Below are 18,638 nucleotides of genomic sequence, written 5' to 3'. Positions count from 1 at the left end.
GTCAATCCTGCAGCACGCCGCCCGCGCCTTCCAGCGCCTCGCGCGTATCGACGTCGATCGAAGCGCCCTGCCCGATTTCGACATCGATGACGTCGAGCCCTTCGGCCTCGACCAGATGGCGCGCGCCAGTATCGCCTTCAAGTTGCGCGACGGCGGCAAAGAGCGACCGCGGCAGCAGCACCGGGTTGCCGCGTTTGCCGTGATGCGCTGCGCGCACCACCGCGCGGCCCCCGGATCGGCGGAACGCATCGATCAGGCTATCGAGATCCTTAGACGAGATACCAGGCATGTCGCCGAGCACGATGATGGCGCCGGCCGCGTCGGGCGCGACCCGCGCGATGCCCGCCTTGAGCGACGAGGCCAACCCGTCGGCGAAGTCCGGATTGTGTGCAAGCGTGATATCGAGACCTGAGAGCGCCGAGCGCACCCGCTCGCGCTGATGGCCGGTGACGACGATGGCGTTGGCCGCTTTCGATCCCAGCGCCCGCTCGGCGGTGCGCCGCACCAGCGGCTTGCCGTCGAACAGCGCCAGCAGTTTGTTCGGCCCGCCCATGCGGCTGGAGCGCCCGGCGGCGAGAAGCACGATGTCGACCCTCGGCTCCGCTTTTGCCGACTGCGACGGCAGCGGCTCGCGCGGCTGCGGCCTGGACGGGATTTCCATCAACAGGCCTCCGACGCCCATGCCGGCAATGTCGCCCGCCGTCACGTCAAGCCCGGCGATCAGCCGGTCCAGCACCCAGTCGAAACCGTTTTCCTTCGGGCTGCGGGCACAGCCGGGCGCGCCGATGACGCGCTTGCCGTCGAGCGTACCGAGCACCAGCAGATTGCCGGGATCGACCGGCATGCCGGCTCGAATGACTTTGCCGCCCGCCTTCTCGATCGCGGCAGGGATGACATCGGCGAAATCGGCCAGCGCCGAGGCGCCGAAGATCACTACCATGTCGTTGTCGCGCGCCAGCGCGCTTGCTGCTTCCGCAACAAGCGTCACGTCATGCGGCGTGCGCCGCTCCGCCTTCAGCCGGCCGCCGGAGCGCGCCAGCCGCGCCTCGGTGACCCGCAGCGTCTTGTCGAGCACGCTCGGCTTCAAGCCGGGCAGCGTCGTCTGGATGACGCCGACATTGACCGGGCGATAGGCGTTGACGGCGCAGATTTCGCCGCCGGCGCAAATCCTGGCCACCGCATCGACTAGGCTCGCAGCGACGGCAAACGGAATGATCTTCACCGTCGCCACCATCTGGCCCGCCTCGACAGGCGCGTGCTGCGCCAGGGTAGCGATGGTGATCGCCGGGTCGATGGCATTGACGGCGTCGATCATCTTGGCGTCGACGGTGAAGACGCCTGCGGCTTCGGCATGCAAGTTCACGCGTCCCGTTGCAGCGGGCTTCGTCTCCACATTGCGATGGGACATGCTCAACGCGATCTTTTCGGCCGCGGCATCCTCGCCGAGATCATGGGGAGAGAGAACGGCCACGACGACTTCGCTGATGCCGGCCGCCTTCAGCGCAGCAACGTCCTCGCCGTTCAGCCGATGCGCCTTGCGGAATCGCCGCTCGCCGGCAGTGGTCGCATGCGCCAGCACCGCGCCTTCGGCCTCATCGATCGCAACCGGCCCGAACTTCACGCCACCGCGCCTTTGCTTTCCAGGCCGCGCGAGCGGAAGGCGTGGATGGTCTGTGCCAGCACCGCGACGGCGATCTCGGCCGGGCTCGCGGCGCCGATGTCCAGCCCGATCGGTGCATGGATGCGGGCGATCTGGTCGGCGCTGGCGCCGAGCGCCAGCAGACGCTCGACCCGCTTGGCGTGAGTCTTCCTGCTGCCAAGCGCCCCGACATAGAAGCACCTGGCGTCGAGCGCCGCCTTCAGCGCGAAATCGTCGATTTTGGGATCGTGGGTGACGGCGGCAAGCGCGGTGTAGCTGTCGAGCGGCTGGCGCTTCAGCACATCTTCCGGCCATTCGGCATGCAGCGCTACACCGTGAAAGCGCTCCGGCGTGGCGAAGGCGGTGCGCGGATCGATGATCTCGACCGGATAGCCGGCGATTCTGGCCATCGGCGCCAGCGCCTGGCTGATATGCACCGCTCCGACCACCACCAGGCGCGGGCGCGGCAGATGCGCATTGAGAAAGAAAGTCCGCCCTTCCGCTTCCACCGATCGAGAGATGCCGGTGCGGAACGCACTGGCGATCGCCGCACCGAGCTCGCCCGCGACGCGGTCGCCTTCACGCACGATGCGGTCGCGGCCGTCACCGAGGTCGGTGACCAGCACCGCGGCGCGCCTGGCGCGGCGCTCTTCGTTCAATGTTTTCAGAACATACGGATCCATCCGCAGTCAACCCAGCCGCTCGACATAGACCTTGATGCGGCCGCCGCAGGACAGCCCCACCTGCCAGGCGGTTTCGTCGGCAACGCCGAACTCCAGCATCCTCGGCTTGCCCGAGCCGATGACGTCGATCGCTTCGGCCACCACCGCGCCCTCGACACAGCCGCCCGACACCGAGCCGTGGAAATTGCCTTCGGCGTCGATAACCAGATGGCTGCCGGCCGGGCGCGGCGCCGAACCCCAGGTTTCGACCACGGTCGCGATGGCGACATCCTTGCCGTCCCTCATCCAGCCTTCCGCGATGATCAGGGGATCGCGGGCCTCGTCGAGATAAATGCTCTGGTCCATCGTCGCTTCTCGCAAAGTCTGTTTTTCCCGGGGAACGTCCCAGAGCAATATATCGCTGCGAAACATATGGCTACGCGGCCCGCCTGTCGCCAGTTCGCAGCCAGGGCCGCGGGTCAACCGCTGCGGCCGGCCGCTGGTCGAGCGAGGCGCAAGGAGCGGCCAGCGCGTCGAGATTGTGCACGGCGCGGAACTCGTCGACACGCGGCAGCATCGCCTTCCCGCCACGGGTGCGCGCCTCGACCCATCAAAGCGCAAGAGCGGTTTTCACAGAACGTGGTAGTCGCGGTTGTGGTAGATCAGCGGCCGCAAATTATCGCCGATGCGCAGGCCCGTCACCTTGCCAAAAAGCACACGGTGGGTGGCCAAATCCTTGGTATCGATGATCTGACAGTCGAAGACGGCGAGCGCGCCTTTCAGCGTCGGCGCGCCGGTCGAGATCACGTCCCATTCGCCGAGCGCGAAGCGCTCCTCGGACGGCAGGCCGGTGATGCCGGAAAAGCCGACCGACAGCGCCTCCTGGTCCGAGGCGAGCGTGTTCAGCGCGAAATTGCCGTTCCGGATGAAGGCCTCGTTCTTGGGATTTTCGCGGTTGAGGCAGACAAGCACGGCGGGCGGCGTATCCGAGACCGAGCAGGCGGCAATCACCGTTGCGCCTCGTCTCCCGGCCGGGCCGTCCGTGGTCACCACATGCACATGGCCGGCAAAATGCGCCATCGCATCGCGATAGGCTTGCGGCCCGATGTCATTAATCTTCAGCACCCGATGATCCACCTGCCAAAACGGAAGCTCGTTATATATGGCTGCATATTGTATGACACAAGCGAAGTGCTTGAGCGCAATCCTGAATTCGCGTGTTGCACCGGGATTAGGCAGCCTTTAGGTCTTTGCTGGAATAGTGCCGGAACAATACTCCCGGCACGGAGGACCTCTCGCCCGAATGCGCCTTCTCACGACGACTTTAGCCGCGCTGCTTTGGCTGGCCGCGAGCGTCCATGCCGAGACGCTGGTTGGCGTCGCCGCACCGCTGTCGGGGCCGTCGGCGATCCTCGGCAAGCAGATCGAGGCGGGGACCGCGCTGGCGGCGGACGCCGAAGGCGTGGCGGTCCGAACCGTTGACGACGCCTGCACGGCCGACGGCGGTGCAGCGGCTGCCAGGCAGTTCGTGGATGCCAAGGTCAACATCGTTGTCGGTTTTTTGTGCACCGAAGCGATCGAGGCGGCGCTGCCGATCCTGAAGGATGCCAACATTCCGGTGATCGCGATCGGCGTGCGCACCGAGAGCCTGACCGACCGCCGCGCCAAGACCGGCTGGCCGGTCTACCGGCTTGGCCCGCGCGGCGACGACGAACGCAATGCGGTGGCCACGATCCTCACTCGGCTCTGGCAGAACGAATTGTTCGCCGTTATCGATGACGGCACCATCTATGGCCGAGAGATCGCAGAGACTTTCCGCGCGGCCGCCGAGCAGGCGGCGCTGAAACCGGTCTTCGTCGACACGTTCCGGCCGCAGCTCGACAACCAGATTGGGCTGATCGGCCGCCTGAAGAAAGCGGGGGCTACGAAAGTGTTTGCCGGCGGCGACGGCGACGACATCGCCATCATGGGGCGCGACGCTGCCTCGCTCAATGCTGGCATCACCTTCGCCGGCGGCGAGACGCTGCGCACGCCACCCGGCGATGTGCCCTATGCGGCCGGCACACTGATGATCGCGTTGCCGGAGTGGTCAGAAGTCGCGGACCCCAAGGTCGTGCAGGCCTTTGGCGAAAGGAAGATCGTGACCGACGGCTACACGCTGCCGGCTTATGCCGCGGTGGAGATCGCCAAGGCGGCAGCGGTCGACGCAGAAAGCTCCGGCAAGCCGCTCGCCAAGACGCTGACCGACCATGATTTCGCGACCGCTATCGGCACCGTCCGCTTCGACGAAAAGGGTGATCTCAGCCAAAACCCATTCCGCGCCTTCCGTTTCGACGGCTCCCATTTCGTGCCGCTGGAGGAAAACTGATGTTCCGCACCGGTCCACGCAACCTGATCACCGACGTCGCCGGACTCACCGTCGGCAATGCTGCTGACGCCAGGCTGAAGTCCGGCGTCACGGTAGTGCTTTGCGAGGAGCCGGCGGTGGCCGGAGTCCAGGTGCTGGGTGGCGCACCAGGCACACGTGAGACCGACCTGCTCGAGCCGCAAAACTCGATCGCGACCATTCACGCAGTCGTGCTGTCCGGCGGCTCGGCCTTCGGCCTCGATGCCGCTTCCGGCGTCCAGGCGGCGCTGCGGGAGAAAAACATCGGCGTCGAGGTGGGTGGTTTTCGCGTGCCGATCGTGCCGGCCGCGATCCTCTTCGACCTGCGCAATGGCGGCGACAAGGATTGGGGCCGCTATCCGCCCTATCGCGAGCTTGGCTACGAGGCGGCTCAGGCGACAACGACCGACTTCCCGCTCGGTACGGTCGGCGCCGGTACCGGCGCGCTGACTTCCGGTCTGAAGGGCGGGCTGGGTTCGGCCTCGACGGTGCTCGGCAGCGGCGTCACCATCGGCGCGCTAGCCGCCGTCAACCCGACCGGTTCGGTGACGGTCGGACTCAGCCGCCATTTCTGGGCCGCTCCCTTCGAGATCGGCGATGAATTCGGCGGCTTGGGTTATCCCGACCCGATACCTGAAGACGCCAGGAAGATACTCTTGAAGTACCGCGACAGGCGCGCAGGGGAACCGCCAGAGGGCGCCAGCACGACGATTGCCGTCATTGCCACCGATGCCGTGCTTTCCAAGTCGGCCGCCAAACGGCTGGCGATTTCGGCGCATGACGGATTTGCCCGCGCCATCTGGCCGACGCACACACCGGCCGACGGGGATCTCGTCTTTGCGCTCGCGACCGGCAGGAGCGGCATCGAACTCAGCGCCGATGCAGCGATCGATCTCTATGCCGCAGCGGGGTCTACGATGGCCCGCGCCATCAGCCGCGGCGTCCACGCGGCGACGCCGGCCGACGGCGATCTCTTTCCGGTCTGGTCGTCCCGCTAGAGTTCTGGACGTCGGTCAGGTCGGGTCGGACTTCTCTTCCTCGAACGTCACCGCGACTTCCGAATTCGCCGAGAGCCAGACCTTCTTTCCTTCGATCTCCGCGACCAGAGCCAGCGGAACATAATGGTGGTGGCCTTTGTGCGAGCCCATGCCGCTGTCGGCCTTGGTCAGCTTGATGCGCTGCCCCTCGACCTTGTCGACGGTGCCGACATGGACGCCATCGGCGCCGACTACTTCCATATGCTCGCGTATCTTGCTGACATCGGTGGTCATGCTGGTCCCTCCGGTGGGTGGCCGCGCGTCCCTGTCGGGCGCCCACAATAACAAACGGCCGCCGGATTGGATGCATCGAGCGGCACGTCTTGTTCACCATGGCGTGATAGCCATGACGCCAATGAGACGGGAAGCATTGCCAACACCACGCAAGCCGAACCTTTTCGCCGCGGAACGTGGCCCAGTGACCGTAACGTCGCTGCAGCCGGCCTCCTTGCGTCTGCGCCTGGCAAACCGCCTGCGCGACGCTCTGCCCTCGGCAGGCACGGCAATTGTCGGCGCCTTGCTGTAGGGGCTTGCGATGGCGGCGAGCGCTTTCCTCAATCTGTATTATTGGGAGACGCCGGACAGCGCCCGCTTCGTCGTGCTGCTGTATGCGCTCGGCGGCGCGCTTGCTTTTCCGGTCGGGCTGACGTTCGCCGCTCTGGCAACGCGCGGCCGCCACTGGGAAACCGCGCTCGCCGCAGCTTTCGTATGCCTGCTCGGCGCGACGCTCGCTTTCACCGGCGGGCTGTTTGCCCTGCAATACCGTTCTTACTACGCCGAGTGGCACGCGCCGGCCTTCACGCGGACCTGGGGGTCTGAGTTCGTGTTCACGATCCTCGCTGCGCTCTACCAGTTCGTCGTCCTTGGCATCCGGCTCTATTTTCCGTTCGGCTTTGCCGCACTTGCCGCCGCCAGCATCTGGTTTGCACGCCGGCGGCGTTGAGCATTGAGCCGGCCTCTGTTAGGACGCGGCCAAAGCTTCTCCCAGCAGGATTCAGAAACCATGATCCCTCGCTATTCCCGGCCGGAAATGGTCGCCATCTGGTCGCCCGAAACCCGGTTCCGCATCTGGTTCGAAATCGAGGCTTATGCCTGCGATGCGCTGGCCGAGCTCGGCGTCATCCCGAAGGAAGCCGCGAAGACGATTTGGGAGAAGGGCGGCGCGGCCAAATTCGACGTTGGCAAAATTGACGAGATCGAGCGCGTCACCAAGCATGACGTGATTGCATTCCTGACCCATCTTGCCGAATTCGTCGGGCCGGACGCCCGCTTCATTCACCAGGGCATGACCTCGTCGGACGTTCTCGACACGTGTCTTGCGGTGCAATTGACACGCGCCAGCGACATCCTGCTTGCCGACATTGACGCGCTGCTTGTGGCCCTGAAGCGCCGCGCCTTCGAGCACAAGGATACCATCACCATCGGCCGCAGCCACGGTATCCACGCCGAGCCGACCACCTTCGGCGTCAAGCTGGCGCTGGCCTATGCCGAATTTTCGCGTTGCCGCGAGCGGTTGCTGCACGCGCGCGAAGACATCGCCACCTGCGCCATCTCGGGCGCGGTCGGCACCTTCGCCAACATCGATCCCTATGTCGAAGAGCATGTGGCGAAGAAACTCGGCCTGAAGCCGGAACCGGTCTCGACTCAGGTCATCCCGCGAGACCGCCATGCGATGTTCTTCGCTACGCTCGGCGTGATCGCCTCGTCGGTCGAGCGCCTGGCCGTCGAGATCCGGCATCTGCAGCGCACCGAGGTGCTGGAAGCGGAAGAATATTTCTCGCCGGGACAAAAGGGCTCGTCGGCGATGCCGCACAAGCGCAACCCGGTGTTGACCGAGAATCTCACCGGCCTTGCCCGCATGGTCCGCTCCTACGCCATGCCGGCCATGGAGGATGTGGCGCTGTGGCACGAGCGCGATATCTCGCACTCCTCGGTGGAGCGCATGATCGGACCGGACGCGACGGTGACGCTCGACTTCGCCTTGGCACGCCTGACCGGTGTCGTCGATAAGCTGCTCGTTTACCCCGAGAACATGGAGAAGAACCTCAACAAGTTCCGCGGCCTGGTCCACTCGCAGCGCGTGTTGCTGGCGTTGACGCAGGCTGGCGTGTCACGCGAGGATGCCTATCGCCATGTGCAGCGCAACGCCATGAAGGTATGGGAGCAAGGCGCTGATTTCCTTGAGGAACTGCTTGCCGACAAGGACGTAACAGCGGCACTGCCCGAGGCCGAGATCCGCGAGAAGTTCGACCTCGGTTATCACACCAAGCATGTCGACACGATCTTCAAGCGGGTGTTTGGAGAGGCTTGAGTCCGAGTGAAGGGCGCCCCGCTAGCGTGGCGCAGCCTAATCAGGCCTTGCCAGGCACCGTCCTGATCACCGTGCCCCAGGGATCTTCACGCGTCGTCTCGGCCTTCACGTTATCCGAGCGCATTTCGACCCAGGCGAGGCCCGAGCGGGAGGGATCGCGGCGGCCGGCGCCGGCGCTGCGCCAGGAATTGGCACCGATATGGTGGTGGTAGTGGCCGGAGGACAGGAACACCGCCTGACCGCCATATTTGGCGACCGTGTCGAAGCCGAATTCGTCATGCCACCACGCTTCGGCGTCTTCCGGACGCCCGACGCGCAGGTGGACATGGCCGACAATGGTGTTTTCCGGCGCTCCCTGCCAGCCGGCATCACCGACGGGCACGCTGGCGACGACCGCGGGGAGATTCAGCCGCTCGGTCGACATTGCGATCTTGTCGCCGTTCCATTTCCAATCCTGCGGACGGCGATCGGCGTAGATCTCGATGCCGTTGCCTTCAGGGTCGGTGAGGTAGAGCGCCTCGCTGACCAGATGGTCCGAAGCGCCTTCGATGCTTATCCGGTTGGCAGCGGCGTAGCTGATCCACCGGCCAAGATCGGCGCGCGATGGCAGCAGGAAGGCAGTATGGAACAGGCCGGCGCTGCGCGGGTCGTCAGGCTTGGCCGAGGCATCCTGCTCCAGCACCAGCAGCGGGCGGCCCGCGGCGCCGATGGTGATCGCGCCATCGGCGCGGCTCAACTCCTGCAGGCCGACGACGGCACGATAATAGGCGGCAAGGTTTTCGGCATCGCGCGCCTTCAACCCGACACGCGCGACGCTGACCGGGGTGGTCGCGGCAAAAGGCAGTTCGCTCATCACACTCTCCGTTCGGGCGCCGATCTCACGATGGGCAGTCGCGCCGACGTTTATTAGTCATTCCTGTTCCCTCTCCAGATCGTTCATCACCATCGTTCACACAAGGTTGAAAGAGTCGAACACGTTGTTCACCTTTGTGATGCCACTGCGTCCCACCGGCCGGTTGCATCAGACAAGGGTGCTCGCTACATCGGCGCCATGAAAGTCAAGGACGCCGATATTCTCATCATACCGGGCTACACCAATTCCGGGCCCGAGCACTGGCAGACCCGCTGGCAATCGAAATTGTCGACGGCGCGCCGGGTCGAGCAGGCCGAGTGGACGAAACCCGTGCGCGAGGATTGGACGGCAAGCGTAGCGAAAGCTGTCAACGAGGCCGAGCGGCCGGTAGTCATCGTCGCGCATTCGCTGGGTGTGGCGGCGGCGGTGCAGGCGATCCCGCAATTCCAGAAGCCGGTCGCGGGCGCCTTCTTCGTGGCGCCCCCTGATGTCGCCAATCCGGAGATCAGGCCGAGGCACCTGATGACCTTCGGACCCTATTCGCGCGAGCCACTGCCCTTTCCGTCGATCGTGATCGCCAGCCGCAACGACCCGTTCTGCGCCTTTGAGGTTGCCGAGGACATCGCCGCCGCCTGGGGGTCGCTGTTCATCGACGCCGGCGACGCCGGCCATCTCAACCAGGACGCGGGCTTCGGCCCCTGGCCGGAGGGATCGATGACTTTCGCCAAGTTCCTGACGGAATTGAAGGAGCCTTGAAACGCCGGCGCCTCAGGCGCCAATCGAATCCCGCATGCTCTTCAGCAGCGTCCTGGCGCCGAGCGAGATCAGCGTGTGGTCAGAGCCCATGGCGAGCAGGCGGTAGCCCATCGACACGACGCGGCCGGCAACGGCCGGCTCGATGACATAGATCGCGGCGTGCTTGCCGGCCTTGCGCGTCCGCTCGGCGATCGAGGCGACCGTCTCCATCATGCTTTCCAACGTCGAATTGACGGTGGTGCCGTTCGACCAGGCGATCGAGAAATCCGACGGCCCGACGAAGATGCCATCGATGCCGGACGTCTCGAGGATCCCATCCAGCGCCTCGAACGCCGCACGCGTCTCGACCATGGCAAAGGCCATGGTGCGCTGGTTCGAGTCGCGCAGCCACTCGGCATGGTCACCCTTCCCATGGCGCGGGAAGGCATAGGTCGGGCCCCAGGAACGCTCGCCCATCGGCGGATACTTCATCGCTGCGGCGAACTGCCTGGCGTCGTCCACGGAATTGACCATCGGCGCGATCACCGCCTCGGCGCCGAAATCGAGCGCCCGGCTCGCCATGTCGAAGCGCCCGACCGGGATGCGCACCAGCGCCGGCTTATTGGCGGCAAGCACCGGCACCAGGCCCCGCAGCACGCTGTCCTCGTGGTGGCCGCCATGCTGCATGTCGAGGGTAACGGCATCAAAGCCCTGCTTGGCGATGATTTCTACCGTCAGCGCGTCCGGCACGCCGGACCAGGCGGTGAACAGCGTTTCGTCGGCGGCCAGGCGGGACTTGAGCGACATCGGAACTTCCTTGGTAACGTCCGCAGTCTCAGCCGGAAACGGCGGCAAGGCAAAGAAAACCGCCCGGCTGAGCCGGGCGGTTGATTGGTCCAACAATTTTTACGTGTTCTTGACCTGCTCGATCGCCTGCGCCATCAGCTCGTCCATGGTGCGGCGGATCTGATGGTCCGACTGGTTGACGCCCGCGGCGTCGAAGTCCTCGCGGATCTTGCGGAAGACGTCATGGTCGCCGGCCTCCTCGATGTCGGAGACGACTACCGCTTTGGCATAGGCCTCGGCATCGGCTCCGCTCTTGCCCAGCTTTTCGGCGGCCCACAGGCCGAGCGCTCTGTTGCGGCGCGCCGAGGCCTTGAAGCGGAGCTCCTCGTCGAAGACGAATTTGCGCTCGAAGCCCTCTTCGCGGTCTTTCATGCTGCTCATGCGTCCCTCCGATCAAATCGATTCGCTTGGCTATGAATATGTGTGCTTACCCAGCACAAACCAAAAGGTCGCGGGCCGGTCAATATGCAACGTCCCATGCTGCGCTGCGGCATTTCGGTTCCGAAAGCGGTTGATCGGCTGGATTTGCCGATTGAGCAAACATTACGATTGCTATAGACACCGGCATTGAACGCACCCGTCGCCACAACTAATTTAGGCAGACGGACAGGAACTGGTCGCTTGCCGCCTGCCCGCCAATCCAGAGAAAAAATCAGATGAAAAATCGCCGCCGCATTTACGAAGGCAAGGCCAAGATCCTCTATGAAGGACCTGAGCCCGGGACGCTGATCCAGTTCTTCAAGGATGACGCCACCGCCTTCAACAAGAAGAAACATGAGGTGGTCGACGGCAAGGGCGTGCTCAACAACCGCATCTCCGAGCACATTTTCAATCACCTCAATCGTATGGGCATCCCGACCCATTTCATCCGCCGGCTGAACATGCGCGAGCAGCTGATCAAGGAAGTCGAGATCATCCCGCTCGAGGTGGTGGTGCGCAACGTCGCCGCCGGCTCGCTCGCAAAGCGCCTGGGCATCGAGGAAGGCACGGTTCTGCCGCGCTCGATCATCGAATTCTACTACAAGGCCGATGCGCTGGACGACCCGATGGTGTCGGAAGAACACATCACCGCCTTTGGCTGGGCGAGCCCGCAGGAGATCGACGACATCATGGCGCTGGCTATCCGCGTCAATGACTTCCTCTCCGGCCTGTTCCTGGGCGTCGGCATCCAGCTTGTCGACTTCAAGATCGAATGCGGGCGCCTGTTCGAGGGCGACATGATGCGCATCGTCGTCGCCGACGAGATCTCGCCGGATTCCTGCCGGCTGTGGGACGTCGCCACCCAGGACAAGCTCGACAAGGACCGCTTTCGCCGCGACATGGGCGGCCTGGTCGAGGCCTACCAGGAAGTTGCCCGCCGCCTCGGCATCATGAACGAGAACGAGCCGCCGCGCCCGACAGGCCCGGTGCTCGTTGCCTCTTCCGAGCCCTCGAAGAGCACGAAGCACTGACTGCCAGCGCGGGCCTGCCGGAAACGGCGTGCCCGCCCTCCGCACTACCGATCACTCAGGAGTATCGATGAAAGCCCGCGTCACCGTCACCCTTAAGAACGGAGTTCTCGACCCGCAGGGCAAGGCGATCGAGCACGCCCTCTCAGGACTGGGCTTCGACGGCGTCGGCCAGGTGCGGCAGGGCAAGGTCTTCGACATCGAGCTCACCGGAACCGACAAAGCCAAGGCCGAAGCCGACCTCAAGGCCATGTGCGACAAGCTTCTGGCGAACACAGTGATTGAGAATTATAGTGTGGCTATTACCTGAGGTTGCAGCGCAGAGGTTATGCCGGAAGCCACCAGCGATTTGATGTACAGGCTCCTGAAGCGCGTGCATCACCAGCGAACTCGCCGAAAACCAGAGGCCCTACGACCCAAATGAAATCAGCCGTCGTCCTCCTGCCTGGGCTCAACCGTGACCGCGACATGATCGCGGCTCTGACCAAGATTTCCGGTCAGGCGCCGGCGACCGTCTGGCAAACCGACACCGAAATCCCGGACGTCGACCTGATCGCCATTCCCGGCGGCTTCTCCTTCGGCGACTACCTGCGCTGCGGGGCGATCGCCGCGCGCATGCCGGTGATGCGGGCAGTGGCCGAAAAGGCGGCCAAGGGCGTGATGGTGATCGGCGTCTGCAACGGCTTCCAGATCCTGGTCGAGGCGGGGCTGCTGCCCGGCGCCCTGATGCGCAACGCCTCGCTGAAATTCGTCTGCCGGCACGTGAAGCTCGAGATCGCTAACGCGAACACGATGTTCACCCGCGGCTATCAGCCCGGCCAGATCATCCGCTCACCGGTCGCGCATCACGACGGCAACTATTTCGCCGACGCCGAAACGCTGGCGCGCCTCGAAGGCGAAGGCCAGGTGGTGTTCCGCTATGCCGAAGGCACCAATCCCAACGGCTCGATCAACGACATCGCCGGCATCGTCAGCGAGAAGGGCAATGTGCTCGGTCTGATGCCGCACCCGGAGAACCTGATCGAGGCGGCACACGGCGGCAGCGACGGCCGGGCGCTGTTCGAAGGCGCGCTTGGCATCGCCGCTTGATCCTTTCAGACGATTCCTTCTGACCATTCTTTCAGACCAACGGGGCGGCCTGACCATGAGACTGACGATTACTCGCCTTGCTCTCCTGGCCGCCGCCGGATTTGCGCTCGCCTCTTGCCAGTCCGGCTCGAAGACCACGCCGCCCCCCTCTGGCAAGAGCGCTTCCCTGCTTGCCATGGAGCAGGTCGCCATCGCCGCTCACAAGTGCTGGATCGCCAGCAAGGACCCGGCCTTCAAGCCCTATCAGATGGCCAACGAGCTCAACTCCTACAGCGGCACGCCGCGCTTCCTGCTGGTGCCCGCCAAGCACTATGGCGGCAAGCCGCTGCTGGTCGTGCAAGCACAAGGCAATTCCCGCAAAGTGGACGTGTTCGGGCCGTTGATGGCCGAACCGCTGGGCGCGCGTATAGGCTCCGACATCGCGCGCTGGCAGGCCGGCAATCCATCCTGCGCCGCCGCCGCGTGATTCGGCCGTAGGCCAATTCCTGCAAATGCAAGATTGACGGTCGGTTTTCGCGCTCGTCAATCAACATACCGTCGAAGCTCTGTTCGCGGTCGATGTATGCCCAAACCGCGCAGCGATTTGATATGCATCGCAACAATCAAGGGCGTCGCGACGCGCTTAGCCCCAGAACGGCCTGATACCTTCGCGATGGGCGTCGCAGCGCGAAATGCCGATGTCCTTGAGCTGCTCGTCGGTCATCTCCAAGAGCGCAAGGCGTCCGCGACGGCGTTCCAGCATTCGGTCGATTTGCCTGGCGATGGCACGAAGCACGAATATGACCCGGTCAACGAACCCGCGGCGCCCCGACGGGCGGCCGTGCAACTCGGCGCTGTCATAACGGAATGTATCAATTGTATTCATCTTGCGATCAACCAATTCTATCAATTGTACTCTAGTTACCCGCGTTTTCATATCGATTGACTCGTCTCGCGATGCAATATAAAAAATTGTCACCATGACAAATTGGCTCCCAGACCTCGCTTCCGGTTCCGGCCCTCTCTATCAGCGCCTTGCTGACAGCATTGAGTCAGATATCGACAAGGGCGTCATCGATGCGGGTGCAAAACTGCCGCCGCAGCGCGACCTCGCCTACGACATTGGCACTACGGTCGGCACGGTCGGCCGGGCCTATCAGTTGCTGCGCGAGCGCGGGCTGGTGAGTGGGGAGGTCGGGCGCGGCACCTATGTGCTCGCGCAACGCGCGGAGAGCCCCAAGCCCGAGCTGCAGCCCGCCGCGCTCGGAACGCGGCTCATCGACGCGCCGAGCGGCAAGTTGCGCTTCGACAGCACCGCCGCCCCCGATGTCGGGCAAGGCGCACTGATTGCCGAACTGCTGGCGCGGACGGCGGAGGAGCACCCTCACGACATTTCAAGCTATACCAGGGATTTCCCCGAGCGCTGGTTCGAGGCCGGCGGCCTTTGGCTCAAGCGCAATTCCTTCCACCCCTCGCCCGATTCGATCGTGCCGACACTTGGCACCCATGCGGCGGTGATGGCGGCGATCGCGGCGCTCACCACGCCTGGCGACACGATCGTCTTCGAGCATCTGACCTATTCGCAGATCTCGCGCAGCGCCGGTCTGATCGGGCGCCGTACCGCGCTGGTGTCGGCGGACGATGAAGGTCTCGATCCCGACGATCTCGAACGCGTCTGCGCCCAGAAACACCCGAAGATGATGTTCGTGATGCCGACGGCGAAGAACCCGACGCTGGTGACGCTGTCGGCGGAGCGGCGCAAGGCGATCGCGCGCATAGCGCGCGAGTACAATGTCGTCCTGATCGAGGATGATCTCTATGGCGAATTGACCGACGATCCGACGCCCCTGCTCGCCGAATACGCCCCTGAGCGCACGATCGTCGCCGGCGGCCTGTCGAAGTCGGTAGCGGCCGGCGTGCGCGGGGGCTGGCTGTCCTGCCCGCCCGCCTACCGCCACCGCATCCGCGTGGCGCACAAGATGATGACCGGCGGGCTGCCCTTTCTGCTGGCGGAAGTCGGAACAAGGCTGGTGATGTCCGGCCAGGCCAGCGATATCCGCAAGCGCTGCATTGCAGAGATCCAAGCTCGTGTCCACGTCGTGCGCGAGACGCTGGTTGGCTTTGACTTCAAGGCACGGGACAATGTGCCCTTCGTCTGGCTCACCTTGCCGGATCCTTGGCTCTCAGGCACCTTCAAGAATGCCTGCCTTGCGCAGGGCGTGCTCATCGACGACGAGGATGAGTTCAAGGCCGGTCGTTCCGAACAAGTCTTCCACGGCGTCCGCTTCGGTGTCTCGCAACCCCGGCAAAGCAAGGATGTCGCCGGTGGCGTCGCGGTCATCCGCCGCCTGCTCGACGAGGGCCGCGCCGGCTACGACAGTTTTTCCTGACCTGTCCTTTCCTAAGCGCCTCGCGCTATCGGCCGGTGCCGGCGCAGCGGTTTTCCGGCGTTTTCGTTGTGCTTTGGGGGTGTATCGCTCGAACGCTTGCGATAAGAGGAGACTCAGAAAAAGCCCCCTCTCCGACGGATACCAATCGCCGCTCATGACCATATCCAATTCCGTGCCGATCACCCCCGAGCTCGTCGCCGCGCATGGGCTGAAGCCCGACGAATACCAGCGCATCCTCGATCTGGTTGGCCGCGAGCCGAGCTTCACCGAGCTCGGCATCTTCTCGGCGATGTGGAACGAGCACTGCTCCTACAAGTCTTCCAAGAAATGGCTGCGCACGCTTCCCACCAGCGGCCCGCAGGTTATCCAGGGGCCGGGCGAGAATGCCGGCGTGGTCGACATCGGCGACGGCGACTGCGTCGTCTTCAAGATGGAGAGCCACAACCACCCCTCCTATATCGAGCCCTATCAGGGAGCCGCGACCGGCGTCGGCGGCATCCTGCGCGATGTCTTCACCATGGGTGCCCGACCGGTTGCGGCGATGAACGCGTTGCGCTTCGGCGCGCCTGACCATCCCAAGACCCGGCACCTGGTTGCTGGAGTCGTTTCCGGTGTCGGCGGCTACGGCAATTCCTTCGGCGTGCCGACCGTCGGCGGCGAGGTCAATTTCGACGCCCGCTACAACGGCAACATCTTGGTCAACGCCTTCGCGGCCGGCCTCGCCAAAACCAACGCCATCTTCCTGTCGCAGGCCAAGGGCGTCGGCCTGCCGGTCGTCTATCTCGGCGCCAAGACCGGGCGCGACGGCGTCGGCGGCGCCACCATGGCGTCGGCCGAGTTCGACGACAAGATCGAGGAGAAGCGGCCGACCGTACAGGTTGGCGACCCTTTCACCGAAAAGTGCCTGCTGGAGGCCTGCCTCGAGCTGATGGCGTCGGGCGCGGTCATCGCCATCCAGGACATGGGTGCGGCCGGGCTCACCTGCTCGGCGGTCGAGATGGGCGCCAAGGGCGATCTCGGCATCGAGCTCGATCTCGACAAGGTGCCGGTGCGCGAGGAGCGCATGAGCGCCTACGAGATGATGCTGTCGGAAAGCCAGGAGCGCATGTTGATGGTGCTGCGCCCCGAGAAAGAGGAGGAAGCCGAGGCGATCTTCCGCAAATGGGGCCTCGACTTCGCCATCGTCGGGACGACCACCGACGACCTGCGCTTCCGCGTGCTGCACCATGGCGACGAGGTCGCCAACCTGCCGATCAAGGAACTGGGCGACCAGGCGCCGGAATATGATCGCCCTTGGGTCGAAACGAAGAAGCCGGCGCCGCTTGCAGCGAACGACGCGCCCAAGGCCGACGTCGCTGACGCGTTGCTCAAGATGCTGGGCGGACCGGACCTCTCTTCGCGCCGCTGGGTGTGGGAGCAGTATGACACGCTGATCCAGGGCAATTCGCTGCAGCTCCCAGGCGGCGATGCCGGCGTGGTGCGCGTCGAAGGTCATCCAACCAAGGCGCTCGCCTTCTCTTCCGACGTCACGCCGCGCTATTGCGAGGCCGACCCGTATGAGGGCGGCAAGCAGGCCGTCGCCGAATGCTGGCGCAACCTGACGGCAACGGGCGCCCTGCCGCTTGCCGCCACCGATAATCTTAATTTCGGCAATCCGGAGCGGCCGGAGATCATGGGCCAGTTTGTCGGAGCGGTTAAGGGTATCGGCGACGCCTGTCGCGCGCTCGGCTTCCCGATCGTCTCCGGCAATGTCTCGCTCTACAACGAAACCAATGGCCGCGGCATCCTGCCGACGCCGACCATCGGCGGCGTCGGGCTGATCGCCGATTGGTCGAAGATGGCCCGCGTCGGCTTTGCCGCCGAGGGCCAGATGATCGTGCTGGTCGGCGCGCCGCCGACATGGGGCAGCCATCTCGGCCAGTCCGCCTATATGCGCGACATCCACAGCCGCGCCGACGGTTCGCCGCCGCCCGTCGACCTCGAACATGAAAAGCGCGTCGGCGACCATGTGCGCGCGCTGATCGCTTCCGGCATCGTGACTGCCGCGCACGACGTCTCCGACGGCGGCCTTGCCGTGGCGCTGGCCGAAATGGCGATGGCATCCGGCATCGGCGCCACCATTCCCGGCCTCACCGGCACCGATCCGATCCCGGTCTGGTTCGGCGAGGACCAAGGACGTTATCTCCTGACCTTGTCGATCGACCCGCAAAGCGGCGAATGGGACAGGATCCGCGCGGAGCAGGGCAAGCTCGGCATCTTCGCGCCGTGGATCGGCACGACCGGTGGCGACACGCTGAAGCTCGGCGAGGCGCGTGCCGTTCCGGTCAGCGAATTGACCGCCGCCCATGAGGGCTGGTTCCCGCGCTTCATGGATCAGGCCATTTGACCAGGCTGGCGGTCCGGGCGCTGCTTGCAGCGGTTTTCTGGCCGTCGCTGTTCTTTTTCTGGTTCCTCGGCCCGTTCGTCTTTCTGCTGCTGTCGACGACCTCGAGCGAGGTCTGTCCAAGGCTCGAAACGCGAGCCGAGTTCCTTGCTGCGGCGAACGGCGCAATTCCGTTGCTGGCCGCTCAGGACCTCGTCTACGCCATTCCTGTTTTGTGCCTGGTGCTGTGGCAGCGCCTTTTGCCGGAGCCGGCCCGGGCAAGGCATATCGTCACTTGCGTCAAGCTCTTCGCCATTGCAACCGCCATCGGAGCGCTTTGGGCGTATGGTTCTTCGCTTATGTGCGATGGCTACGGCCGGCCGTTTTTCTCCCCGGTCTGGCAGTGGACGAGCTACTTGCCGATGGTCGGCATCGCGATAAACGTGCCGCTCTACGTGCTGACCTTCAGCCTCGGTCGCGCCTACTCGACGCGCGAGGATATGTCCGCCGGCGACGCGGCTCAGCCGGGTCGGAATATCCCGTGAAGCCTCGGTCACGGATGGAACGGCTTCAATCCGGACCGGAAAGGCTCTACGCTTATCCCCGACTCTCATCGCACGGGCTGCGCCCGCTCGAAAACAGGATTTCTGCCATGGCAATGGATGCGCACGACATCGAACGGCTGATCAAGGAAGGCATTCCGGACGCCAAGGTGACGATTCGCGATCTGGCTGGTGACGGCGACCACTACGCTGCCGAAGTGGTGGCCGAGAGCTTCCGCGGCAAAAGCCGCGTCCAGCAGCACCAGATGGTCTATGACGCGCTGAAAGGCAATATGGGCGGCGTGCTGCATGCGCTCGCCCTGCAGACCAGCGTTCCGGACTGAGTGTTGACGCCGCGG

22 protein-coding genes and 1 pseudogene are annotated in these 18,638 nt (G+C 64.5%); 13 read left to right on the top strand and 10 right to left on the bottom strand.

The genetic code is table 11. The features are described from left to right. Position 1: 1 nt before the first annotated feature. The 5 genes and pseudogenes from CK215_RS02535 to CK215_RS02515 form a co-directional block, all read right to left on the bottom strand. Positions 2-1,621, bottom strand: coding sequence for a molybdopterin-binding/glycosyltransferase family 2 protein (locus CK215_RS02535; protein ID WP_095829979.1), 1,620 nt, complete (start codon positions 1,619-1,621; stop codon positions 2-4). Next, positions 1,618-2,322 carry an XdhC family protein gene (locus CK215_RS02530; protein WP_095829978.1) on the bottom strand — a complete coding sequence of 235 codons (705 nt, stop codon included), beginning with the start codon at positions 2,320-2,322 and terminating at the stop codon, positions 1,618-1,620. Before CK215_RS02530 ends, CK215_RS02535 begins: the two co-directional genes overlap by 4 nt. A 6-nt stretch (positions 2,323-2,328) precedes the next feature. Beyond that, positions 2,329-2,667, bottom strand: a complete 339-nt coding sequence (locus CK215_RS02525) for an XdhC family protein (protein WP_095829977.1) — start codon at positions 2,665-2,667, stop codon at positions 2,329-2,331. A gap of 70 nt (positions 2,668-2,737) precedes the next feature. Further along, a pseudogene (locus CK215_RS02520) lies at positions 2,738-2,928 on the bottom strand (VWA domain-containing protein); the annotation flags it as partial. 3 nt (positions 2,929-2,931) lie between these two features. Further along, the gene (locus CK215_RS02515; protein WP_067328468.1) at positions 2,932-3,426 is read right to left on the bottom strand and encodes a flavin reductase; all 495 of its coding nucleotides are present in this window, start codon (positions 3,424-3,426) and stop codon (positions 2,932-2,934) included. 178 nt (positions 3,427-3,604) lie between these two features. Between CK215_RS02515 and CK215_RS02510 the strand changes: the two genes are divergently transcribed. Continuing rightward, positions 3,605-4,669, top strand: coding sequence for a branched-chain amino acid ABC transporter substrate-binding protein (locus tag CK215_RS02510; protein WP_067328338.1), 1,065 nt, complete (start codon positions 3,605-3,607; stop codon positions 4,667-4,669). Then, on the top strand, positions 4,669-5,685 hold the full coding sequence (locus CK215_RS02505) for a P1 family peptidase (protein ID WP_095829976.1): 1,017 nt from the start codon (positions 4,669-4,671) through the stop codon (positions 5,683-5,685). Before CK215_RS02510 ends, CK215_RS02505 begins: the two co-directional genes overlap by 1 nt. A gap of 15 nt (positions 5,686-5,700) precedes the next feature. On the opposite strand, the gene CK215_RS02500 is transcribed toward CK215_RS02505, so the two are convergent. After that, complete coding sequence (locus CK215_RS02500; RefSeq protein ID WP_095780608.1) at positions 5,701-5,958, bottom strand: DUF2171 domain-containing protein; 258 nt, start codon at positions 5,956-5,958, stop codon at positions 5,701-5,703. A gap of 301 nt (positions 5,959-6,259) precedes the next feature. On the opposite strand from CK215_RS02500, the gene CK215_RS02495 reads away from it, so the two are divergent. Both CK215_RS02495 and purB read left to right on the top strand, forming a co-directional pair. After that, complete coding sequence (locus tag CK215_RS02495; RefSeq protein WP_095829975.1) at positions 6,260-6,667, top strand: hypothetical protein; 408 nt, start codon at positions 6,260-6,262, stop codon at positions 6,665-6,667. 60 nt (positions 6,668-6,727) lie between these two features. Then, positions 6,728-8,035 carry an adenylosuccinate lyase gene (gene purB / locus CK215_RS02490; RefSeq protein ID WP_095829974.1) on the top strand — a complete coding sequence of 436 codons (1,308 nt, stop codon included), beginning with the start codon at positions 6,728-6,730 and terminating at the stop codon, positions 8,033-8,035. Positions 8,036-8,075: 40 nt separating this feature from the next. Here purB and CK215_RS02485 read toward each other — a convergent pair whose 3' ends face one another. Beyond that, on the bottom strand, positions 8,076-8,888 hold the full coding sequence (locus tag CK215_RS02485; RefSeq protein ID WP_095829973.1) for a VOC family protein: 813 nt from the start codon (positions 8,886-8,888) through the stop codon (positions 8,076-8,078). Between the two features lie 198 nt (positions 8,889-9,086). Here CK215_RS02485 and CK215_RS02480 point away from each other — a divergent pair, with 198 nt between their 5' ends. After that, positions 9,087-9,644: an alpha/beta hydrolase gene (locus CK215_RS02480; RefSeq protein ID WP_066995180.1), complete on the top strand. Its 558-nt coding sequence runs from the start codon at positions 9,087-9,089 to the stop codon at positions 9,642-9,644. A gap of 12 nt (positions 9,645-9,656) precedes the next feature. On the opposite strand, the gene CK215_RS02475 is transcribed toward CK215_RS02480, so the two are convergent. Beyond that, positions 9,657-10,430, bottom strand: coding sequence for an HpcH/HpaI aldolase/citrate lyase family protein (locus CK215_RS02475; RefSeq protein WP_095830169.1), 774 nt, complete (start codon positions 10,428-10,430; stop codon positions 9,657-9,659). Between the two features lie 99 nt (positions 10,431-10,529). Then, positions 10,530-10,850, bottom strand: coding sequence for a DUF1476 domain-containing protein (locus tag CK215_RS02470; RefSeq protein ID WP_066995175.1), 321 nt, complete (start codon positions 10,848-10,850; stop codon positions 10,530-10,532). Positions 10,851-11,125: 275 nt separating this feature from the next. On the opposite strand from CK215_RS02470, the gene purC reads away from it, so the two are divergent. From purC to CK215_RS02450, 4 genes are all read left to right on the top strand, one after another. Then, positions 11,126-11,920, top strand: a complete 795-nt coding sequence (gene purC / locus CK215_RS02465) for a phosphoribosylaminoimidazolesuccinocarboxamide synthase (protein ID WP_040969563.1) — start codon at positions 11,126-11,128, stop codon at positions 11,918-11,920. Between the two features lie 67 nt (positions 11,921-11,987). Beyond that, entirely contained in the window at positions 11,988-12,227 is a 240-nt protein-coding gene (purS, locus tag CK215_RS02460) for a phosphoribosylformylglycinamidine synthase subunit PurS (RefSeq protein WP_066995172.1), read from the top strand. A 110-nt stretch (positions 12,228-12,337) separates the two neighbouring features. After that, on the top strand, positions 12,338-13,006 hold the full coding sequence (purQ, locus tag CK215_RS02455) for a phosphoribosylformylglycinamidine synthase subunit PurQ (RefSeq protein ID WP_067328327.1): 669 nt from the start codon (positions 12,338-12,340) through the stop codon (positions 13,004-13,006). 55 nt (positions 13,007-13,061) lie between these two features. After that, the gene (locus CK215_RS02450) at positions 13,062-13,472 is read left to right on the top strand and encodes a hypothetical protein (RefSeq protein ID WP_095779611.1); all 411 of its coding nucleotides are present in this window, start codon (positions 13,062-13,064) and stop codon (positions 13,470-13,472) included. A gap of 156 nt (positions 13,473-13,628) precedes the next feature. On the opposite strand, the gene CK215_RS02445 is transcribed toward CK215_RS02450, so the two are convergent. After that, positions 13,629-13,871: a DUF1127 domain-containing protein gene (locus CK215_RS02445; protein WP_095830168.1), complete on the bottom strand. Its 243-nt coding sequence runs from the start codon at positions 13,869-13,871 to the stop codon at positions 13,629-13,631. A gap of 94 nt (positions 13,872-13,965) precedes the next feature. Here CK215_RS02445 and CK215_RS02440 point away from each other — a divergent pair, with 94 nt between their 5' ends. The 4 genes from CK215_RS02440 (at position 13,966) to CK215_RS02425 (ending at position 18,623) form a co-directional block, all read left to right on the top strand. Further along, on the top strand, positions 13,966-15,375 hold the full coding sequence (locus CK215_RS02440) for a PLP-dependent aminotransferase family protein (RefSeq protein ID WP_095827842.1): 1,410 nt from the start codon (positions 13,966-13,968) through the stop codon (positions 15,373-15,375). A gap of 154 nt (positions 15,376-15,529) precedes the next feature. Then, a complete protein-coding gene (gene purL, locus CK215_RS02435; protein ID WP_095829972.1) occupies positions 15,530-17,761 on the top strand; it encodes a phosphoribosylformylglycinamidine synthase subunit PurL in 2,232 nt (743 codons plus the stop codon). Beyond that, positions 17,758-18,282, top strand: a complete 525-nt coding sequence (locus CK215_RS02430) for a hypothetical protein (protein WP_066995157.1) — start codon at positions 17,758-17,760, stop codon at positions 18,280-18,282. Before purL ends, CK215_RS02430 begins: the two co-directional genes overlap by 4 nt. A 107-nt stretch (positions 18,283-18,389) precedes the next feature. Further along, entirely contained in the window at positions 18,390-18,623 is a 234-nt protein-coding gene (locus CK215_RS02425) for a BolA family transcriptional regulator (protein ID WP_023674714.1), read from the top strand. The last annotated feature ends 15 nt before the right edge of the window (positions 18,624-18,638 follow it).

Origin of the sequence: Mesorhizobium sp. WSM3864, from assembly GCF_002294955.1 — a bacterium.
GTDB lineage: Bacteria > Pseudomonadota > Alphaproteobacteria > Rhizobiales > Rhizobiaceae > Mesorhizobium.
Note: the sequence above shows the minus strand (reverse complement) of the source record. Positions and strands in the feature narration are given on the sequence as shown.

What these genes read in the sequence shown, in the direction of transcription:
- CK215_RS02505 (WP_095829976.1), top strand. Translation starts at nt 4,669, where the DNA reads ATGTTCCGCACCGGTCCACGCAACCTGATCACCGACGTCGCCGGACTC.
- CK215_RS02445 (WP_095830168.1), bottom strand. Translation starts at nt 13,871, where the DNA reads ATGAATACAATTGATACATTCCGTTATGACAGCGCCGAGTTGCACGGC.
- purB (WP_095829974.1), top strand. Translation starts at nt 6,728, where the DNA reads ATGATCCCTCGCTATTCCCGGCCGGAAATGGTCGCCATCTGGTCGCCC.
- purL (WP_095829972.1), top strand. Translation starts at nt 15,530, where the DNA reads ATGACCATATCCAATTCCGTGCCGATCACCCCCGAGCTCGTCGCCGCG.
- CK215_RS02450 (WP_095779611.1), top strand. Translation starts at nt 13,062, where the DNA reads ATGAGACTGACGATTACTCGCCTTGCTCTCCTGGCCGCCGCCGGATTT.
- CK215_RS02510 (WP_067328338.1), top strand. Translation starts at nt 3,605, where the DNA reads ATGCGCCTTCTCACGACGACTTTAGCCGCGCTGCTTTGGCTGGCCGCG.
- CK215_RS02525 (WP_095829977.1), bottom strand. Translation starts at nt 2,667, where the DNA reads ATGGACCAGAGCATTTATCTCGACGAGGCCCGCGATCCCCTGATCATC.
- CK215_RS02480 (WP_066995180.1), top strand. Translation starts at nt 9,087, where the DNA reads ATGAAAGTCAAGGACGCCGATATTCTCATCATACCGGGCTACACCAAT.
- CK215_RS02485 (WP_095829973.1), bottom strand. Translation starts at nt 8,888, where the DNA reads ATGAGCGAACTGCCTTTTGCCGCGACCACCCCGGTCAGCGTCGCGCGT.
- CK215_RS02500 (WP_095780608.1), bottom strand. Translation starts at nt 5,958, where the DNA reads ATGACCACCGATGTCAGCAAGATACGCGAGCATATGGAAGTAGTCGGC.
- purQ (WP_067328327.1), top strand. Translation starts at nt 12,338, where the DNA reads ATGAAATCAGCCGTCGTCCTCCTGCCTGGGCTCAACCGTGACCGCGAC.
- CK215_RS02475 (WP_095830169.1), bottom strand. Translation starts at nt 10,430, where the DNA reads ATGTCGCTCAAGTCCCGCCTGGCCGCCGACGAAACGCTGTTCACCGCC.
- CK215_RS02470 (WP_066995175.1), bottom strand. Translation starts at nt 10,850, where the DNA reads ATGAGCAGCATGAAAGACCGCGAAGAGGGCTTCGAGCGCAAATTCGTC.
- CK215_RS02440 (WP_095827842.1), top strand. Translation starts at nt 13,966, where the DNA reads ATGACAAATTGGCTCCCAGACCTCGCTTCCGGTTCCGGCCCTCTCTAT.
- CK215_RS02530 (WP_095829978.1), bottom strand. Translation starts at nt 2,322, where the DNA reads ATGGATCCGTATGTTCTGAAAACATTGAACGAAGAGCGCCGCGCCAGG.
- purC (WP_040969563.1), top strand. Translation starts at nt 11,126, where the DNA reads ATGAAAAATCGCCGCCGCATTTACGAAGGCAAGGCCAAGATCCTCTAT.
- CK215_RS02495 (WP_095829975.1), top strand. Translation starts at nt 6,260, where the DNA reads ATGGCGGCGAGCGCTTTCCTCAATCTGTATTATTGGGAGACGCCGGAC.
- CK215_RS02425 (WP_023674714.1), top strand. Translation starts at nt 18,390, where the DNA reads ATGGCAATGGATGCGCACGACATCGAACGGCTGATCAAGGAAGGCATT.
- purS (WP_066995172.1), top strand. Translation starts at nt 11,988, where the DNA reads ATGAAAGCCCGCGTCACCGTCACCCTTAAGAACGGAGTTCTCGACCCG.